Origin of the sequence: Haloarcula quadrata, from assembly GCF_003634715.1 — an archaeon.
Lineage (GTDB): Archaea > Halobacteriota > Halobacteria > Halobacteriales > Haloarculaceae > Haloarcula > Haloarcula marismortui.
The window spans coordinates 2,096,706-2,110,375 of the sequence record NZ_RBWW01000001.1 but is presented as its reverse complement, the minus strand read 5'-3'; the positions used below and the strand labels follow the sequence as shown (position 1 = coordinate 2,110,375).

14 protein-coding genes are annotated in these 13,670 nt (G+C 66.0%); 2 read left to right on the top strand and 12 right to left on the bottom strand.

Annotated features, from left to right (window positions below; all coding sequences use genetic code 11):
- Positions 1-4: 4 nt before the first annotated feature.
- From BDK61_RS10750 to BDK61_RS10695, 12 genes are all read right to left on the bottom strand, one after another.
- The gene (locus BDK61_RS10750) at positions 5-637 is read right to left on the bottom strand and encodes a trimeric intracellular cation channel family protein (protein WP_319946521.1); all 633 of its coding nucleotides are present in this window, start codon (positions 635-637) and stop codon (positions 5-7) included.
- A gap of 172 nt (positions 638-809) precedes the next feature.
- Positions 810-2,048, bottom strand: a complete 1,239-nt coding sequence (locus BDK61_RS10745; RefSeq protein WP_121303227.1) for a P-loop NTPase — start codon at positions 2,046-2,048, stop codon at positions 810-812.
- 2 nt (positions 2,049-2,050) lie between these two features.
- Positions 2,051-2,902 carry a HEAT repeat domain-containing protein gene (locus BDK61_RS10740; RefSeq protein ID WP_121303226.1) on the bottom strand — a complete coding sequence of 284 codons (852 nt, stop codon included), beginning with the start codon at positions 2,900-2,902 and terminating at the stop codon, positions 2,051-2,053.
- On the bottom strand, positions 2,899-3,753 hold the full coding sequence (locus tag BDK61_RS10735; protein ID WP_121303225.1) for a phosphate ABC transporter permease: 855 nt from the start codon (positions 3,751-3,753) through the stop codon (positions 2,899-2,901). Before BDK61_RS10735 ends, BDK61_RS10740 begins: the two co-directional genes overlap by 4 nt.
- Complete coding sequence (locus BDK61_RS10730; RefSeq protein ID WP_121303224.1) at positions 3,750-4,430, bottom strand: molecular chaperone TorD family protein; 681 nt, start codon at positions 4,428-4,430, stop codon at positions 3,750-3,752. Before BDK61_RS10730 ends, BDK61_RS10735 begins: the two co-directional genes overlap by 4 nt.
- Positions 4,430-5,263, bottom strand: coding sequence for an ethylbenzene dehydrogenase-related protein (locus BDK61_RS10725; protein WP_121303223.1), 834 nt, complete (start codon positions 5,261-5,263; stop codon positions 4,430-4,432). The genes BDK61_RS10730 and BDK61_RS10725 overlap by 1 nt, the downstream gene beginning before the upstream one ends.
- A 92-nt stretch (positions 5,264-5,355) precedes the next feature.
- Positions 5,356-6,432: a nitrate reductase subunit beta gene (narH, locus tag BDK61_RS10720; protein ID WP_121303222.1), complete on the bottom strand. Its 1,077-nt coding sequence runs from the start codon at positions 6,430-6,432 to the stop codon at positions 5,356-5,358.
- Positions 6,429-9,287, bottom strand: a complete 2,859-nt coding sequence (locus BDK61_RS10715) for a nitrate reductase subunit alpha (protein WP_121303221.1) — start codon at positions 9,285-9,287, stop codon at positions 6,429-6,431. Before BDK61_RS10715 ends, narH begins: the two co-directional genes overlap by 4 nt.
- Entirely contained in the window at positions 9,280-9,462 is a 183-nt protein-coding gene (locus BDK61_RS10710; RefSeq protein WP_121303220.1) for a hypothetical protein, read from the bottom strand. The genes BDK61_RS10715 and BDK61_RS10710 overlap by 8 nt, the downstream gene beginning before the upstream one ends.
- Positions 9,459-10,853 (bottom strand): cytochrome b, encoded by a 1,395-nt coding sequence (locus BDK61_RS10705; RefSeq protein WP_121303219.1) that lies wholly within the window; start codon positions 10,851-10,853, stop codon positions 9,459-9,461. The genes BDK61_RS10710 and BDK61_RS10705 overlap by 4 nt, the downstream gene beginning before the upstream one ends.
- Positions 10,853-11,506 (bottom strand): QcrA and Rieske domain-containing protein, encoded by a 654-nt coding sequence (locus BDK61_RS10700; protein ID WP_121303218.1) that lies wholly within the window; start codon positions 11,504-11,506, stop codon positions 10,853-10,855. The genes BDK61_RS10705 and BDK61_RS10700 overlap by 1 nt, the downstream gene beginning before the upstream one ends.
- Positions 11,503-12,078, bottom strand: a complete 576-nt coding sequence (locus BDK61_RS10695; RefSeq protein ID WP_121303217.1) for a hypothetical protein — start codon at positions 12,076-12,078, stop codon at positions 11,503-11,505. The genes BDK61_RS10700 and BDK61_RS10695 overlap by 4 nt, the downstream gene beginning before the upstream one ends.
- Before the next feature lie 179 nt (positions 12,079-12,257).
- Here BDK61_RS10695 and BDK61_RS10690 point away from each other — a divergent pair, with 179 nt between their 5' ends.
- Positions 12,258-12,917 carry a helix-turn-helix domain-containing protein gene (locus BDK61_RS10690; RefSeq protein WP_011223489.1) on the top strand — a complete coding sequence of 220 codons (660 nt, stop codon included), beginning with the start codon at positions 12,258-12,260 and terminating at the stop codon, positions 12,915-12,917.
- A gap of 85 nt (positions 12,918-13,002) precedes the next feature.
- Positions 13,003-13,668, top strand: a complete 666-nt coding sequence (locus tag BDK61_RS10685; RefSeq protein WP_004960772.1) for an HD domain-containing protein — start codon at positions 13,003-13,005, stop codon at positions 13,666-13,668.
- Positions 13,669-13,670: the final 2 nt, after the last annotated feature.

Genomic DNA, 13,670 nt, shown 5'->3' with positions numbered 1-13,670 from the left:
CGTCCTACTGCGCGTCGCGTCGCTCCCACGCCTGTACCGTCGGCAGCGACCACCCGCGGCCGATGCCCAGTCCTCGGGCCAGCAGCACTGCGAGTGCGCACCCGGCCGATGCTACGCTGACGCTCACGCCAATCTGTGCCAGCGCCCAGAAGGCGAGGCCGCCGATAACAGCACAGGACGCATAGAAATCCTCACGGAGGATAAAGGGCGTTCGGCCCAACAGCAGGTCCGATATCGCGCCGCCGCCGGCCGCGTTGACCGTCGCCAGCGCGACGACGGCAAACACCGGGAGGCCGGCCTGCTGACCAAGCAACGCTCCGGTGGTAGTGAACGCCGCCAACCCGATAGCGTCGGCCGTCAGGACGACCGGATGCTGGTGCCCGTCATCGAGGAAATGCACGAACAGCACAGCGGCGGTGACACCAAGCAGCGACAGGGCGACTTCGCCGGGTGACTGCAGGGAGTTCGGAACCCTGTTCAACAGCAGGTCCCGCGTCGTCCCGCCACCCAGTGCCGTCATCACGCCGACGACCGTGACGCCGAACACGTCGTAGCGCTCTTCGATGGCTTTCGCCGCGCCGACGAATGCGAACCCGACCAGTCCGATAGCGTTCATCACCGCAAACGCGTCGGTCACGTTTCCCCTCCGGCCCACCGGGACCTGACACGTATGCGACCGCGAGCGAGTCGGCCCGCCGCCACGAGTATAGCGGTCATTACCGTATTACTATGGGTGCGGACAATTATGCCTTTAGACCTGCGCTGGCGGCGTGATACTATTTGTCACTGCTTACTGCCAGCGACTATACCTACGGCTTGGCTGTCTCCAGCACCCAAGCCTCGGGCGTTTCCCGACGGACTTCGAACGGGTCGAAGGCCTCACGTGGCGCCTCCGCAAGCCGGCCCAGGAACTGCCCGACGGGGGTCGGGTCGCGGTCGCTGACGAGGACGAACGGCTCGCCGCTGTCCAGCGCGGTGAACTGTTCCCGAACCCGGTCTTTGCGTTCCTGTGGCGACAGGTCCCGGATATCAACCGTGGGGTCGACTGACACCACGCCGGCGGTGTCGAGGGCGGACTCGACGGCGTCCCCCAAACTGCCGACAGCGTCGGGCACGCTGCCGGGTGCTGGCGTCCCCTGCAGGTCGTGCGAGAACGGGAGTTCGGCCAGCACCTCGGCATCGAGGTCTCCCAGCTCGTCGCCGGTGAACAGGTCGTTCGGCTCGCCACAGCAGTCACAGACGTATTCGGCCATGTTGACGACGGTTCCCAGCACCGGCACGTCGTTGTCCCGGAACAGTTCGACGGTTCGGCTGGTGTCGCTGACGCTCGCGTGAAACGGCGTCGTGACGACGACCACACCATCGACGGGGACCTCCTGCAACGTCGTCAGCACCACGTCGCCCGTCCCCGGCGGCAGGTCCAGCACCAGTACCTCGTCATTGCGCCAGGCGGTGTTCTCGAAGAGATCGTCGAGGGCGTCGTGGGCCATCGCGCCGCGCCAGGCCAGCGGCGCGCCGCTTTCCATCAGGCCGACGCTCATCACGTCCATGTCGCCCGCCCGGACGGGGAGCGGGTCGCCCTCCTCGCTGGAGTGGACTGGGCCGCTCACCTCCAGCAGTTCGGGCACGTTCGGCCCGTGGATGTCGGCGTCGAACAGCGCCACCTCGTTGTCGGCGGCCAGCGCACAGGCCAGGTGCGTGGCGACCGTGGACTTGCCGACGCCGCCTTTCGCACTGGCGACGGCGACGACGCGGTCGAAGGACTCGACACCGGCCTGCCCCTCGCTCGATGGCGTCGTCCGTTCGACGTGGACGCTGTCGACACCGTCCACGTCGTCGACCGCGTGGAGCATCGCCTGGACGACCTGGGTGCTCGTCTGGCCGTCCAGCGCAGTCAGGTCGGCCTCGATGGTCACGTCGCCGTCGGCCGCGTCGATGTTCTCGACGAAGCCCGCGTCGAACACGGAGAGGTCGGCGTTCGGGTCGCGCACGTCTCGCAGTGCGGCTTCGATGCGGTCGGTCAGTGTAGTGGGCGTTCCGTCAGTCATCGTCAGAGGTCGGGCATCCGATTGAGTCTGTCTTCGCCGGGCAGTAGTCGCGCGTCGTTCTCCAGCGCACCACCGAACTGCCGCCGGAACCGTCCGGGGTCCACGTTGAGCGACCGCTCGGCGGTCTGGCGGACCACGGTGGCCGGGTCGTCGGTGAGTTCCTGCAGTCGCTCGCGGGCGCGGTCCTCGTCGACGCCGCCGAGCATGTGGGCGGCCCACTCGCGGACCCGCTCGCTGTCGTCGCGGCTCTGCTCCAGCAGCAAGTCGGCCATTTCCTCCCCACGGAGTTTGAATAGCGAGATGGCCGCGTTGCGCCGGACCGCGTGGTGGTCGTCGTCGATTGCGGCCGCGATATCGTCCTCGTGGGCCTCGCGGTCGACGTTATCGAGCGTGACGACGGCTTCCGCTCGGACCCACGGGTTGGGGTCGCCCAACAGTTCCACCGCCACTGCCGCGGCCCGCTCGCCGCCGTGGGCGGTCAGCGCCTCGACGGCGAACTGGCGCACGTCGCTGTCGTCGTCGGTCGTCGCAGCGCGGGCCAGCGCCGCCACGATCTCGTCGGTGGTCGCGCGGTCCTTCAGTTCGAGGGCGGCACGGCGTCGGTCGGTCTTCTCGCCGTGTTCGATATCGGACAGCAGCGACGCCACCGCGTCGCCCTCGACGGGTTCGGTGTCGCTGGCGGCCAGTTCCTCGGGTGTGGCCTCGCCGATGGTCACGTCTTCACGGCTCACCTCGATGTCCTCCAGCGCTTCAATATCGGTGTGCAGGCCCGGGCTGCGCTCGGGGTCCAGTTGCGGGTCCGGGTCCTCTTCGAGGTGCTTCTCGAACTCGTCGTCGTCGTGACACCCCGTCATTGTGTTCCCCCCTGTGCGGTGAGCGCGGCGATGCCGAGCGCGAACGGGAGCGCGCGCGGGAGCGACGCCGGGACGCCGGCGAACGCGACCAGTGCGACGCCGGCGAGTAGCGGCCACCGCCGCGTTCGACTCGCGGCGCTGGCCGTCGTCACCGCACCGGCAGCGGCCAGTGCGATGACCGGCAGACTCGTTCCGACGACGCCGGTTCCCGTGAGCGTGACCGCGCCAGTGACGAACGGGACGGCCCGACCGACGCTCAGAACGACGGCGAAGGCGGCGAGGCCGCCGATTACTGCGCCCCAGTCCGCCGTCGACAGCGAGCGCCAATCCGTCGCGGCGAACGTCGGCGTCGACGCGATGCCGAGCAGTGCCACGGTCGAGGCAACCGGACGGAGGTCCGTCCAGCCGCCGACGCCGCTCGCCAGGCCGACGCTCAGCGCCGCGACGAGCAGGGCGACCGCGGCGGCCGAAACGAGGTCCAGCCGCCGGCCCGCGACGGCGGCGACGGTCGCCGTCCCGAGGACGATTGCGGCGGCCGCCGGGAGCGCGGCTGCGCTACTGAGCAGCGACAGCAGGCCGAACACGCCGACGAACAGCAGCCCGATGCCGGTGAGCGGGTCGGCGTCGGTGACGGCGACGGCGATAGCCGCGGCGGCGACGACGGCCGTGGACACGCCTGTCGCCAGGCCGGGCGAGACCGGAAGGCCAGCGTATCCGGGCGCGTTGACGAACAGGACGGCGAGGTACTGAGCAGCGACCGCGACGGCCGCAGCGCCGACTGCGACGTCCGCCAGCGAATGGCTTCCGCCGTGTAGCAGCGGTCTGACTCGCTGCTGTAGCGCCGCCGTCATCGCTGGCCCTCCAGCCGTGCCGCGAGGTCGTTGCGGTCGGCTCGGACGAACGCCTCCAGCAGTTCGCCGAAGCCGCCGTAGATCTCCGTTCCCGGTTCGTCAGCCAGTCTGTCTGCGACGCCTGCGGCCGCGTGGCCAAGATGGCGGTCGTGGAAGTCCAGCCGAGCGAGGGCGGCGTCCTCGCCGACGGCGGCTTCCCGCCGGGCCAGGTAGCCCGCGAACTCCAGTTCGTAGGTCAGCGCGTCGTGGTTGTCCCGCTGGTCCTGGTCGATTTCGAGGCCATAGTGACTGTAGGCACGCGATAAGTCGAGGTTCACGTCGTTCCAGGAATGGTCCGGCCGGTACTTGGACTCGTACAGCGGGACCGGCGGTCCCTCCGCTTCGAGCGAGCCGTCGGTCCGGTCCGTGTACTCGCTGTAGCCGAGTTCGAAGATGTCGTTGTAGCGGGCCGCGAGCGTCTCGTAGTCGTCGTCGGTGGTCAGCGACGGGATGGGCACGTCAAGGCCCGTCCGGTCGAGGCTGGCTCCGAGGTCGGCCTCCAGCGTCCCGTCGGCCGCCGCGCTGTGGAACGACTCCTCGGGGTACTCGAACGCCTTGGCGAGCGTCGCGTACACCGCGCCACGGGCGGCCGCGTCCTCGTCGATGTCGTCCATCGGGTCAGTTGGTGTCGTTGCCATCACTCGGCCCCCCGTGTGCGGTAGATGCCGAAGCTGGTGACGCCGACGACGCCGACGATAGCGATGCCGGCGACGGTCCACAGCAGCGTCTCGTAGGGCGGGCCCTGCGGGCCGCCGCTGAACGGGTAGTAGTGCCACTCGCTGACGGCTTTCTGGCCGGAGCGCTCGCCGTTCGAGCCGTTCCAGACGGCGAAGGCCACGTCGAGGTCGCCGTCAGTTCGCAGGTCGGTCCGGTTCTCACTTGGTGCGTCAAGCTGGCGCGAGTAGACCACCGTCCAGGTGGCGTTGCCGCCGGTGCCGCTGTGACTCGCGTTCGCCTGCACGGTTGGGTTCTCGAACGCTGTCGTCGAGCCAGCGCCGCCGGCCAGCAGTTCCTGGGTTCCGGTCGCTCCGCTCCAGTACCAGACGTTGACCTGGTTGTCCGGCCCGCCCATCGCTATCGGCGGCCGGGAGCTCGTGTTCGCCGGGAACTGGACCGCGACCGCGTCGGCGAACTCCCGCGTGGCGTTGGCGTTCATGTCCCGAGTCGCGTCGTGCCACTCCAGCCGGACGTACAGTCGCTCATCAGTGCGAGCCGCCTGCACGTCAACTGTCTCGACAGACGTGTCGTCGGCGTTCGGGACGCTACTCGGGGCGCTCGCAAGCGGTATGTCCGAGGCCGGGACTTCTTCCCAGCCGTCGGCGTTCGGTTCGGCGAGGTCGGCCGTCGATACCTCCGAAACCGGGATTTCGTGTGCTGGCCGGGCGCTCACCATCGGCGCGGCCACCGTCGAGACGACGATGAGCGCCGAAAGCACCGCCGTGAGTGTGAGCGTGCGTCGGTAGTCAGTCATCGTTGACCACCCCCTGAGCACGCTCAGGGGCGGCCAACTGGGACCGCTCGCGGGCATCGCCCGCTCGCGTTTCCGAGCCGCGTAGCGGCTCGCTACTCATCGTCAAAGACCTCCAGTCGGTACTGTTTGGCCGGGTTCTTGTCCTGAAGCAGTTCCATGAGCTCGCTGTCACCACCCTGTCGGACGCGCTGCCGGTGTGCGTCGATAGTGTCCAGCGCCTCGTCGACGCCGTCGCCGAACAGGTCCCGGAGGTACTGACGGGGAATCCGGTCGATGTCAACAGTCTCGCCGTCCTCCGTGTGCTGGCCGGGCGCAAAGGGTGGAATGTAGTAGACGTTGGGCTGCGTGCGGAACTCTGGATGGAGTGGTAGTGCGACTTCGTACTCATTGACGAGCTTGTGGATCGGACCCCCCTCGTCGTCGAGGAAGCCGACCAGCCGGAGCTGTGGCGGGCACTCCTCGGCACAGGCCGGGGCGAACGTCTCCCCGTCGGGGCCCTCCCCTTCGATGCGGGGGTAACAGAAGATGCACTTCTCGGATTTCTTCGAGACGGTGTTGTAGTACACCTTCTTGTACGGACACCCCTCGACGCAGTAGCGGTAGCCCCGGCAGCGGTCCTGGTCGACGAGGACGATGCCATCCTCCTGACGCTTGTACAGCGCCGAGCGCGGGCAGGCCTCGACACAGGAGGGGTGTGTGCAGTGGTTGCAGATGCGCGGGAGGTAGAAATAATAGCTGTTGGGGTACTCGCCGGCCCCCTGGTCCTCGTCCCAGTTGGGCCCCCACTCCGCGCCGTCGCGGGGCCGCAGCGGCTCGTCGCTGCCCTCGTACATGATCTCGCTGTGGTTGAACTCCCAGGCGCGGCCGTAGTCCTCCTCGTCGGGGATCTCGCCGGGCGAGCGGTCCGAGTGCTCGCTCGACTCCCAGCCGCCCCCGGAGTCCTCCCAGCCCCGCGGGTAGCCCTCGCCGGGCTTGGTCTCGACGTTGTTCCAGTGCATATACTCGCTGCCGCCGTCCTCCGTCCAGAGGTTCTTGCAGGCGATCGTACACGTCTGGCAGCCGATGCACTTGTTCAGGTCCATCACCATCGCGACCTGGTGGTCGACGCCGTCAGCGACGTTGACCAGCGTGTCCTCTTCGCCTTGGTCGTCCTGTTCGTCGGTACTCATTCGGTGTCACCTCCGCTCGGTCGGACATCGACACGCACGTCGCTGTTGACCCCGGTCGGCCCCCAGTAGTTCGGGAAGAAGTGCAGGTGTTCCCCGGTGTCTTCCGGGTACTGGACCAGCTGGGTCGGCTTCATGTACATCGGGACGAGCGTGTTGAAGTTGTCCCGGTCGGGGTACTGGAACTTCTCCCAGGAGAAGAAGTGCCGGACGGTCCCCGGTTCGCTGGAGGGGTAGATCTTCGCCTGCACCTCGACGCTCCCGAGGTCATTGTACACCTCCACGGTGTCACCGTCCTCGATGTCGCGTTCTTCGGCGTCCTCAGGGTTCAGATACACCACGGGCTCGCCGCGCTGGAGCCTGAGCATCTTGGTGTCGTCGCGCCACGTCGAGTGGATGGACCACCGGCCGTGGGGCGTGTTGTACGACAGCGGATAGTCCCCGCCGGTGTTCTCTGGCCCTTCCTTGTGGGTCGGCAGCTCTTCACCGAGTTCCAGATACCAGTCGTGGTCGATATAGTACTGCTGGCGGCCGGTGAAGGTCGGCCAGGGGTTCTTGTCGTGGACGTAGTCCTGCCACGGGACGTAGGCCTCGCCGTCCTTGATATCGGAGCTCCAGTGGTCGCCGGCCGTGAGGAACCGCTGTGGTTGCTCGTCGATGTCGTCGAAGGTTATCTGCTCGTCGCTGTCCTCGGGGTTGGTCTCCTCAGAGTGTTCGAGGATGAACTCCGCCGCGGCTTTGTCTTCGACGAGCCCTTGTTCTTCGCCGGTCTCCCAGTCCCGGACGTAGTCGTCGTAGATGGTCGTCAGGTCGATGGTCCGGTCGAACTTGCGGTCCTCGACCGGCTCGACGCCGCGTTCCCGGGCGCGCTCCTGTATCTTCTCGGCGAGGAGGCGGAATATCTCCCAGTCGGTCTTGGCCTCGCCGAGCGGTTCGACGGCCGGCGTGAACGGGTGCACGTAGGTGTGCATGTCCGTCTCCGAGAGGTCGTGTTTCTCGTAGTGGCTGGCCGCCGGTAGCACGATGTCTGAGTACATCGCCGTCGAGTCCATCCGGAAGTTGATGTCGACGACGAGGTCGAGTTTCGGCCAGAGCTGTTCTTCGAGGGCGACGTTGCCCTTGGCCTGGTTGAAGTAGTTCCCGCGCCAGACGAACATCGTGGACGGGTCCGGTCGGCTCCCGTCGTCCCGTTCCTCGGGATAGACCGGCATCCATCCCTTGTCGATGGACTCGCGTATCTTCTCGGCGGTGTCCGGATCCGTGTTGTCGAGGATACCTGCGTGGAAGTAGGTCCACAGCGTCGTCGGGACGCCGCGGACGTTCCCGGTCGGGAACGAGAGCACCTTCCAGCCGTGGAACGACCAGATCTTCTCCTGACCCACGTAGTGGTCCAGCCCGGTTCCGGGGTCGCCGAGATTGCCTGTCAGCGTCACGAGCAGCTGGATTGCGCGGTTACCCAGGTCGTTGTGGTACCAGTCGTTGACGCCCTTGCCGTGGATGATTTTCGCGGCGTCGGCCTCGGCGAACTCACGTGCGACTCGCTGGTAGGTGTTCTCGCCGACGCCGGTCTCTTCGTGGACAAGGTCGGGCGTATACTGGCTGAGTTCGTCAGTGAGGTTCTCCCAGACCGACCGGACCGCGACGCTGCCCTCGTCGGTGTCGACGCTGCGCTCGACCGACAGTTGCGGGTCGAAGTCGAGTTCGATACTCGCGGAGTAATCCTTCTGGCCGTCCCGCTCGCCGAGCGAACCGGGTGCACGACGGAGGGTGCCGTCGGCGTCGACCATGACGAATACCTTGTCCGGGTCGTCGGCGTCCTCGGCGAGGCCGACCTCGCTCGCCCGGAGGAACTTCCCGGTGTCCTCCCGGACGAGCAGCGGCATGTCGGTCTGCTCTTTGAGGTGTTCCTCGTCGTGCAGTCCCTCGTCGACGATGGTCTGGGCCATGCCCAGCGCGAGCGCGGTGTCGCTGCCGCCGTGGGGCGAGAGCCACTCGTCGGTGTGGATGGCCGTCTGGGAGTAGTCGGTGAAGATACCGACCCGCTTTGCGCCCTCGTAGCCGGCGTCGAGGAAGTACTTCGCGTCGGGGATGCGCGTGACGTTGATGTTCGACCCCCAGGCGACGATGTAATCGGCGTTGTGCCAGTCGGCGGACTCGGCGTTGTCCGTCTGGGTGCCCCACGTAATCGGCTGGCCCGGCGGCAGGTCCGAGTACCAGTCGTAGAAGCTATGGGAGACACCGCCGAGCAGATTGACCAGCCGGGAGCCGGAGGCGAAGCTTACTGGGGACATGGCCGGAATGGGGGTAAAGCCCGAAATCGCGTCGTACCGGCCCGCCTGCACCTCGTCGATGACGTGGTCGGCGATTTCGGTCAGCGCCTCGTCCCAGCTAATCCGCTCCCACTGGCCGTCGCCGCGCTCGCCCGTGCGACGGAGCGGGTGGAGCACGCGCTGGTCGGCGTTGACGTAGTCGGTGTAACACGCCCCCTTCTGGCAGCCCCGTGGATTGGGGTCCGGGAGACTCTCGTCGAACGTCGGGTAATCGCCGGCCTGTTCCTCGCGCCAGACCTGGCCGTCCTTGACGTAGACGTTCCACGAACAGGAGCCGGTGCAGTTGACGCTGTGGGTCGAGCGGGCGACGGAGTCCCAGTCCCACTCGTCGCGGTACAGGTCCTCCCAGTCCCGATACGGATACGACCCGATGGGGTCGTCGACCGCTTCGAGGCCGTCCATGCCGTCGTCGGCGAAGGACAGCCCCGTCGCGCCAAGCAGCGATGCGGCTCCGAGGCCACGAACGAAGTCGCGGCGACTGATTCCAGCACTGTCCCCCTCGTCGTCGGTCAGGTCGTTTCTACTCATTGGTGATGAACACTGTCGCAGTCGCGCAGGCAGTGCCGGCCACGGCTAAGGCGATGCCAGCGAGCGTGCTACCGCCGACTTCGAGGCCGGCGGCGACCAGCACGAGGCCGACCAGCTTGCTCGTCGTATCCAGCAGGCGATACTGTCGCTCAGTCAGTCCAACGCTCGCAGTCATCTGTCTCCCTCCGAGTCAGTGCTATCCGTTTCGCCATCGACGGAGCCGCCGTCGGCAGCCACGTCGCCCTCTTGTGACGGCGTGGGCTCACCGTCGCGCAACAGCAGGTACGTAATGCCGCCGAAGACGGGTGGGACGACGAGCAGCGCCGCCGTCAGGATGGGGTTGACCACGTTCGTCGTCGTTCCGAGCACCTGGTCCGCGAGGATGTTGTTCATCCCCGCAATCGAGGCGATCATGATGAACGCAACGGCGGCCACGCCCACACCGGTCTGCCAGGCCCGGTCCAGCGGGTCCGCGGTGAAGTGGGTCGGTTCCGTCCGGTCAATAAACGGCCAGACGGCGACCGCGGCAAACACCAGTCCCGGGAGGACGATGCCGCCGACAAACTCCCCGTTGATGTGGGCCGGGCCGACGTTGAAGCTGATCTGTGGCAGGAGTTTCAGGAAGCCGTACACCCACATCAGGAACCAGTCCGGCATGATGAGGGCTGGCGTAGATGCGGGGTCGTTCGGGCCGTATTCGGCGACGTTGTGGACCGGCAGCAGGCCCGCAAGCGCCGACAGCGTCGCCGCGGTGACGAAAAACACCACCGCGGAGACGGCGGCCTGATTCGGGAACGCGGGCAGGCCGATGATGATGTCGTCGTCGTCCTCGTCGACAGTCTGGCGACCGGCCGTCACGTTGCCGTCCCGCGGGGCCTCGGTGTGTTTCTGTCTGATGAGGATGGCCATGTGGACGGCCAGGCCCACGGCGATGGCCGCCGGTATCACGAGGACGTGCAGGAAGTACAGCCGCGGGATGGTGGCGCTGCTGGGGAACTCACCCCCGAACACCACTTGGCCGAGGAAATCACCTAACAGGGGGATGGATATCGTGAGGTTGTAGCCAATACTCGTGGCTGTGGCAGCGAACTCATCGAACGGCAGGGCGTAGCCGGTGTAGGCCGCACCCATCGAGAGAGCCGCCAGGCCGGTGCCGACGACCCAGTTCGGCTCCCGCGGGTTGCGGTACGCGCCGGTGAAGAACACCCGTAACATATGCAACCCTATCGAGGCGACAAAGAGGTGGGCCGCCCAGTGGTGGAGCCGGCGGATGAACATCCCGAAGGGAACGTCGTAGGTGATGTGCAACACCGAGACGAACGCTTCGGGCATCTCCTCGCCCTGGAACTTCTGGACGCTGCCGTCGTACTCCACGTCGGAGGTTGAGGGTTCGAAGAAGAACCCGAGGAAGACCCCCGACAGAATCAGGAGGAGGAAACAGAACAGCGCCACCTCGCCCAGCAGGAACGAGTCCTCGGCCGGGAACGCCTTGCCGAGGAACGTCTGGCCGTTCTCCAGGTCGAGGCGCGTGTCGAACCAGTCGTAGACGGCTTTGGCGCGGGACATTATCCACCTCCGGGGCCGACTGGCCCCTCAAAGTCACCGGTGGCGACGAGGAATCCGTCGCTGGTCACCGTAATCGGAAGCTGTGGGAGCGGTCGCCCCGGCGGGCCGCCACTGACCGCCGCCCCTTCAAGCACGTTGAACTTCCCGAAGTGACAGGGGCAGACGACGAGGTCGTCCTCCCGGTCCGACACCATACAGCCGGCGTGGGTACACACTTTCGAGAAGGCAGCGTACCCGCTGACGGTGAACCCTTCCGAGATGTCGCTGCCGTAGTCGGACTCGGCGTAGCGCACCAGCAGTGTGGGCGCGTCCTCGATGCCGGGTCGTGGCTCCGGGAACACAGTCATGTGTTCGCCCTCGGAGAGCCGGCCCTCGGTGATACGCTCGCCTTCGCCGTCGACGAGGTGGATGCCGTCGGAGTACACCGGCCCCTCGTACCCCCGCTCGAACACCTGGGTGGTGCTGGCAAGCGGCGCTGTGAGGCTGGTGACGGCGGTCAGGCCGCCGACGGTCGCGAGGAACTTCGCGAAGTCACGCCGGCGGAGTTCCGCACGGGCGTCCCCGTACAGCGTTGGAGATGTACCGGTGGCCCCGTCACACGAGCAGTCGTCGCCCTGTTCCTCGTCGTCATCGGGTTTCGGATACTCTATCATTCGTGCCCCCTGATTTCGGCGACCTCGACGTGTGGCATGAACCAGGCGTAGTACGCGACCGTCGAGAGCGCGAGCGAGAGGAACATCCCAGTCGCGTACAGCCCGAAGTACTGGGTGCGGGCGAGCGTGAGGTACTCGCCGGTGAACAGCGCCGCGAAGACGATAGACAGGACCGTCAGCCCGCTCATGGCGACGAGTCCCTCTATGGCGTCCGAGGCGTCGTGGTACTCGACGACCCAGCGGTGGTCCGTGTTGAGCCACGGTAACGAGACGGTCCCGCCGTCGGTGACCGTCTCGGCCTCGTCAGGCGGCCGGACCGCCCTGTTCATAAACTGGTGGGCGGCCGTCAGCACGCCCACGAGACCGAACAGGGCGACCCAGACAACGACACCGACCTGGCTCGGTGACAGCTTGTTCGGCGTCTCTACTGGGCTCTCGAGCGGCCGGATGTCGCTGACGCTCTCGTCGATAGCGATTTCCTCCGACGGTGGTTCGCCGTGCAAGGCGACGTACCACATCGGCAGCAACACCGCTGTTATCAACAGACCGATGAGTATCGTGTTGCGTCTCATAATCTTGTGTTATCTCGGTTCGCCAGCGATTCGAACGGCTATCTGTGTCGCTGTGTTCAGGCTTTGTTCCAGCACCCCGATGAACTGCCAGCCCGACATCTTAGGCCCATTATATGGCGGTTTTTTATACGAACATGTTCGCACAGACCTTCTTATGTCAGCCGGGGCATCCCCCAGACATGTCGGGCCGAATACTCGCCGAGGTCGAAGTGTTCGGTCCTCGGTCCTGTCACGTACAGCCCCACGCTGATGAGGAGTGGTCAGTGTCGTCGGTCTCCCGAAGTGTAACGAGTGCCGCTGCTGACCCCGTCATCGAAGAGTTTACCCTCAAAGGTGGTGACGGGCCGCCGTCAGTGCTACAGACCGATGGTCTGAACGTTGACCACGTGTTCGCCTACGAGCAGCGACACGTCTTCCAACTGTCCAGAGCGGCCGGGCAGGGCTGCGTGTGTGAACGTATCGAAGCAGCCGGCTGCGTCGTTCATGAGTTCACGGCGGACACCGAATCCCTCGTCGTCACCTTCCTCGTTGACGATGTTCCGACCCTGCGAGAGATTGTCGCTGACCTCCAGTCGGAAGGCGAGGCCGTCAAACTCCGGCGGCTACTGGAAGACACCCCCACCGAGGCGGACCGGCCGGTCGTGCTTGACCGCGCGAAACTGACTAGCCGCCAGCGCGAGGTGCTGGCTCGGGCCCACGAGATGGGCTATTTCGAACATCCGCGCGATGCGACCGCCGGTGACGTGGCCGACGCGCTGGATATCTCCACTTCGACGTTTACCGAGCACCTCGCTGCGGCCCAGCGAAAACTCCTTGATGACCTGCTTGACTCCTGCTGAGTGGCTCCACTCTGTGTCATGTCAGTGAGGCTGGCACATTCCATAGCAATTATTCCAGCCGGCACGCGAGGTGCCACTGCCGCTAATGACACAGGAACTGGGTCCCCTCGCTCGAACACTGTCGATGCCGTACTACGACGACGCCCTCCCAGCCCACGACCAGTTTCACGCCAAGCGAGTTCGAGACATCGCGCTTCGGCTCGCGGGCGACTGCAATGGATCGGTCGACCGGGATGTCCTTGCCGCATCAGCGTGGCTCCACGATATCGGTCGGCCCCGGGAGCGGGCCGGTGAAATTGATGACCACGACGACTGGGCCACGGCGGAAGCCGCACAGCTACTCGCGGCCGAAGGCGTGAAACCCGACCGAATCGGCCGTATCAAACACTGCATTCAAGCACACAGTATCCGCACGAGTTCGCCGGAGCCAAGAACGCTGGAGGCGAAACTCCTCTTCGATGCGGACAAGCTGGACGCTGCCGGGGCACGCGGACTCGTCCGACTGGCCTGTATCGTCGGCGAGCGGTCTGGGCGGACGGGTGAGAAATACGCGGTCATCGATGACACGTCAGCTACCGACCTCGGAACGTCGAATTCTCCGGATATCGAACTGCTTCGAGACTGGGCGCAGGAACGATTAGATACGCTGTACACCCAACCCGGCCGGCGTCTCGGTCAGACACGCCGGGAATTCATGGACGAGTTTTTCACGCACTTTGCCGGTGAAATCGGGGTTTCGGGGGAGTGGTAAAC

Excerpts from the sequence above, each read along its gene's own strand:
- BDK61_RS10745 (WP_121303227.1), bottom strand. The coding sequence starts at position 2,048 with ATGACTGACGGAACGCCCACTACACTGACCGACCGCATCGAAGCCGCA.
- BDK61_RS10740 (WP_121303226.1), bottom strand. The coding sequence starts at position 2,902 with ATGACGGGGTGTCACGACGACGACGAGTTCGAGAAGCACCTCGAAGAG.
- BDK61_RS10735 (WP_121303225.1), bottom strand. The coding sequence starts at position 3,753 with ATGACGGCGGCGCTACAGCAGCGAGTCAGACCGCTGCTACACGGCGGA.
- BDK61_RS10730 (WP_121303224.1), bottom strand. The coding sequence starts at position 4,430 with ATGGCAACGACACCAACTGACCCGATGGACGACATCGACGAGGACGCG.
- BDK61_RS10725 (WP_121303223.1), bottom strand. The coding sequence starts at position 5,263 with ATGACTGACTACCGACGCACGCTCACACTCACGGCGGTGCTTTCGGCG.
- narH (WP_121303222.1), bottom strand. The coding sequence starts at position 6,432 with ATGAGTACCGACGAACAGGACGACCAAGGCGAAGAGGACACGCTGGTC.
- BDK61_RS10715 (WP_121303221.1), bottom strand. The coding sequence starts at position 9,287 with ATGAGTAGAAACGACCTGACCGACGACGAGGGGGACAGTGCTGGAATC.
- BDK61_RS10710 (WP_121303220.1), bottom strand. The coding sequence starts at position 9,462 with ATGACTGCGAGCGTTGGACTGACTGAGCGACAGTATCGCCTGCTGGAT.
- BDK61_RS10705 (WP_121303219.1), bottom strand. The coding sequence starts at position 10,853 with ATGTCCCGCGCCAAAGCCGTCTACGACTGGTTCGACACGCGCCTCGAC.
- BDK61_RS10700 (WP_121303218.1), bottom strand. The coding sequence starts at position 11,506 with ATGATAGAGTATCCGAAACCCGATGACGACGAGGAACAGGGCGACGAC.
- BDK61_RS10695 (WP_121303217.1), bottom strand. The coding sequence starts at position 12,078 with ATGAGACGCAACACGATACTCATCGGTCTGTTGATAACAGCGGTGTTG.
- BDK61_RS10690 (WP_011223489.1), top strand. The coding sequence starts at position 12,258 with ATGTCGGGCCGAATACTCGCCGAGGTCGAAGTGTTCGGTCCTCGGTCC.
- BDK61_RS10685 (WP_004960772.1), top strand. The coding sequence starts at position 13,003 with ATGACACAGGAACTGGGTCCCCTCGCTCGAACACTGTCGATGCCGTAC.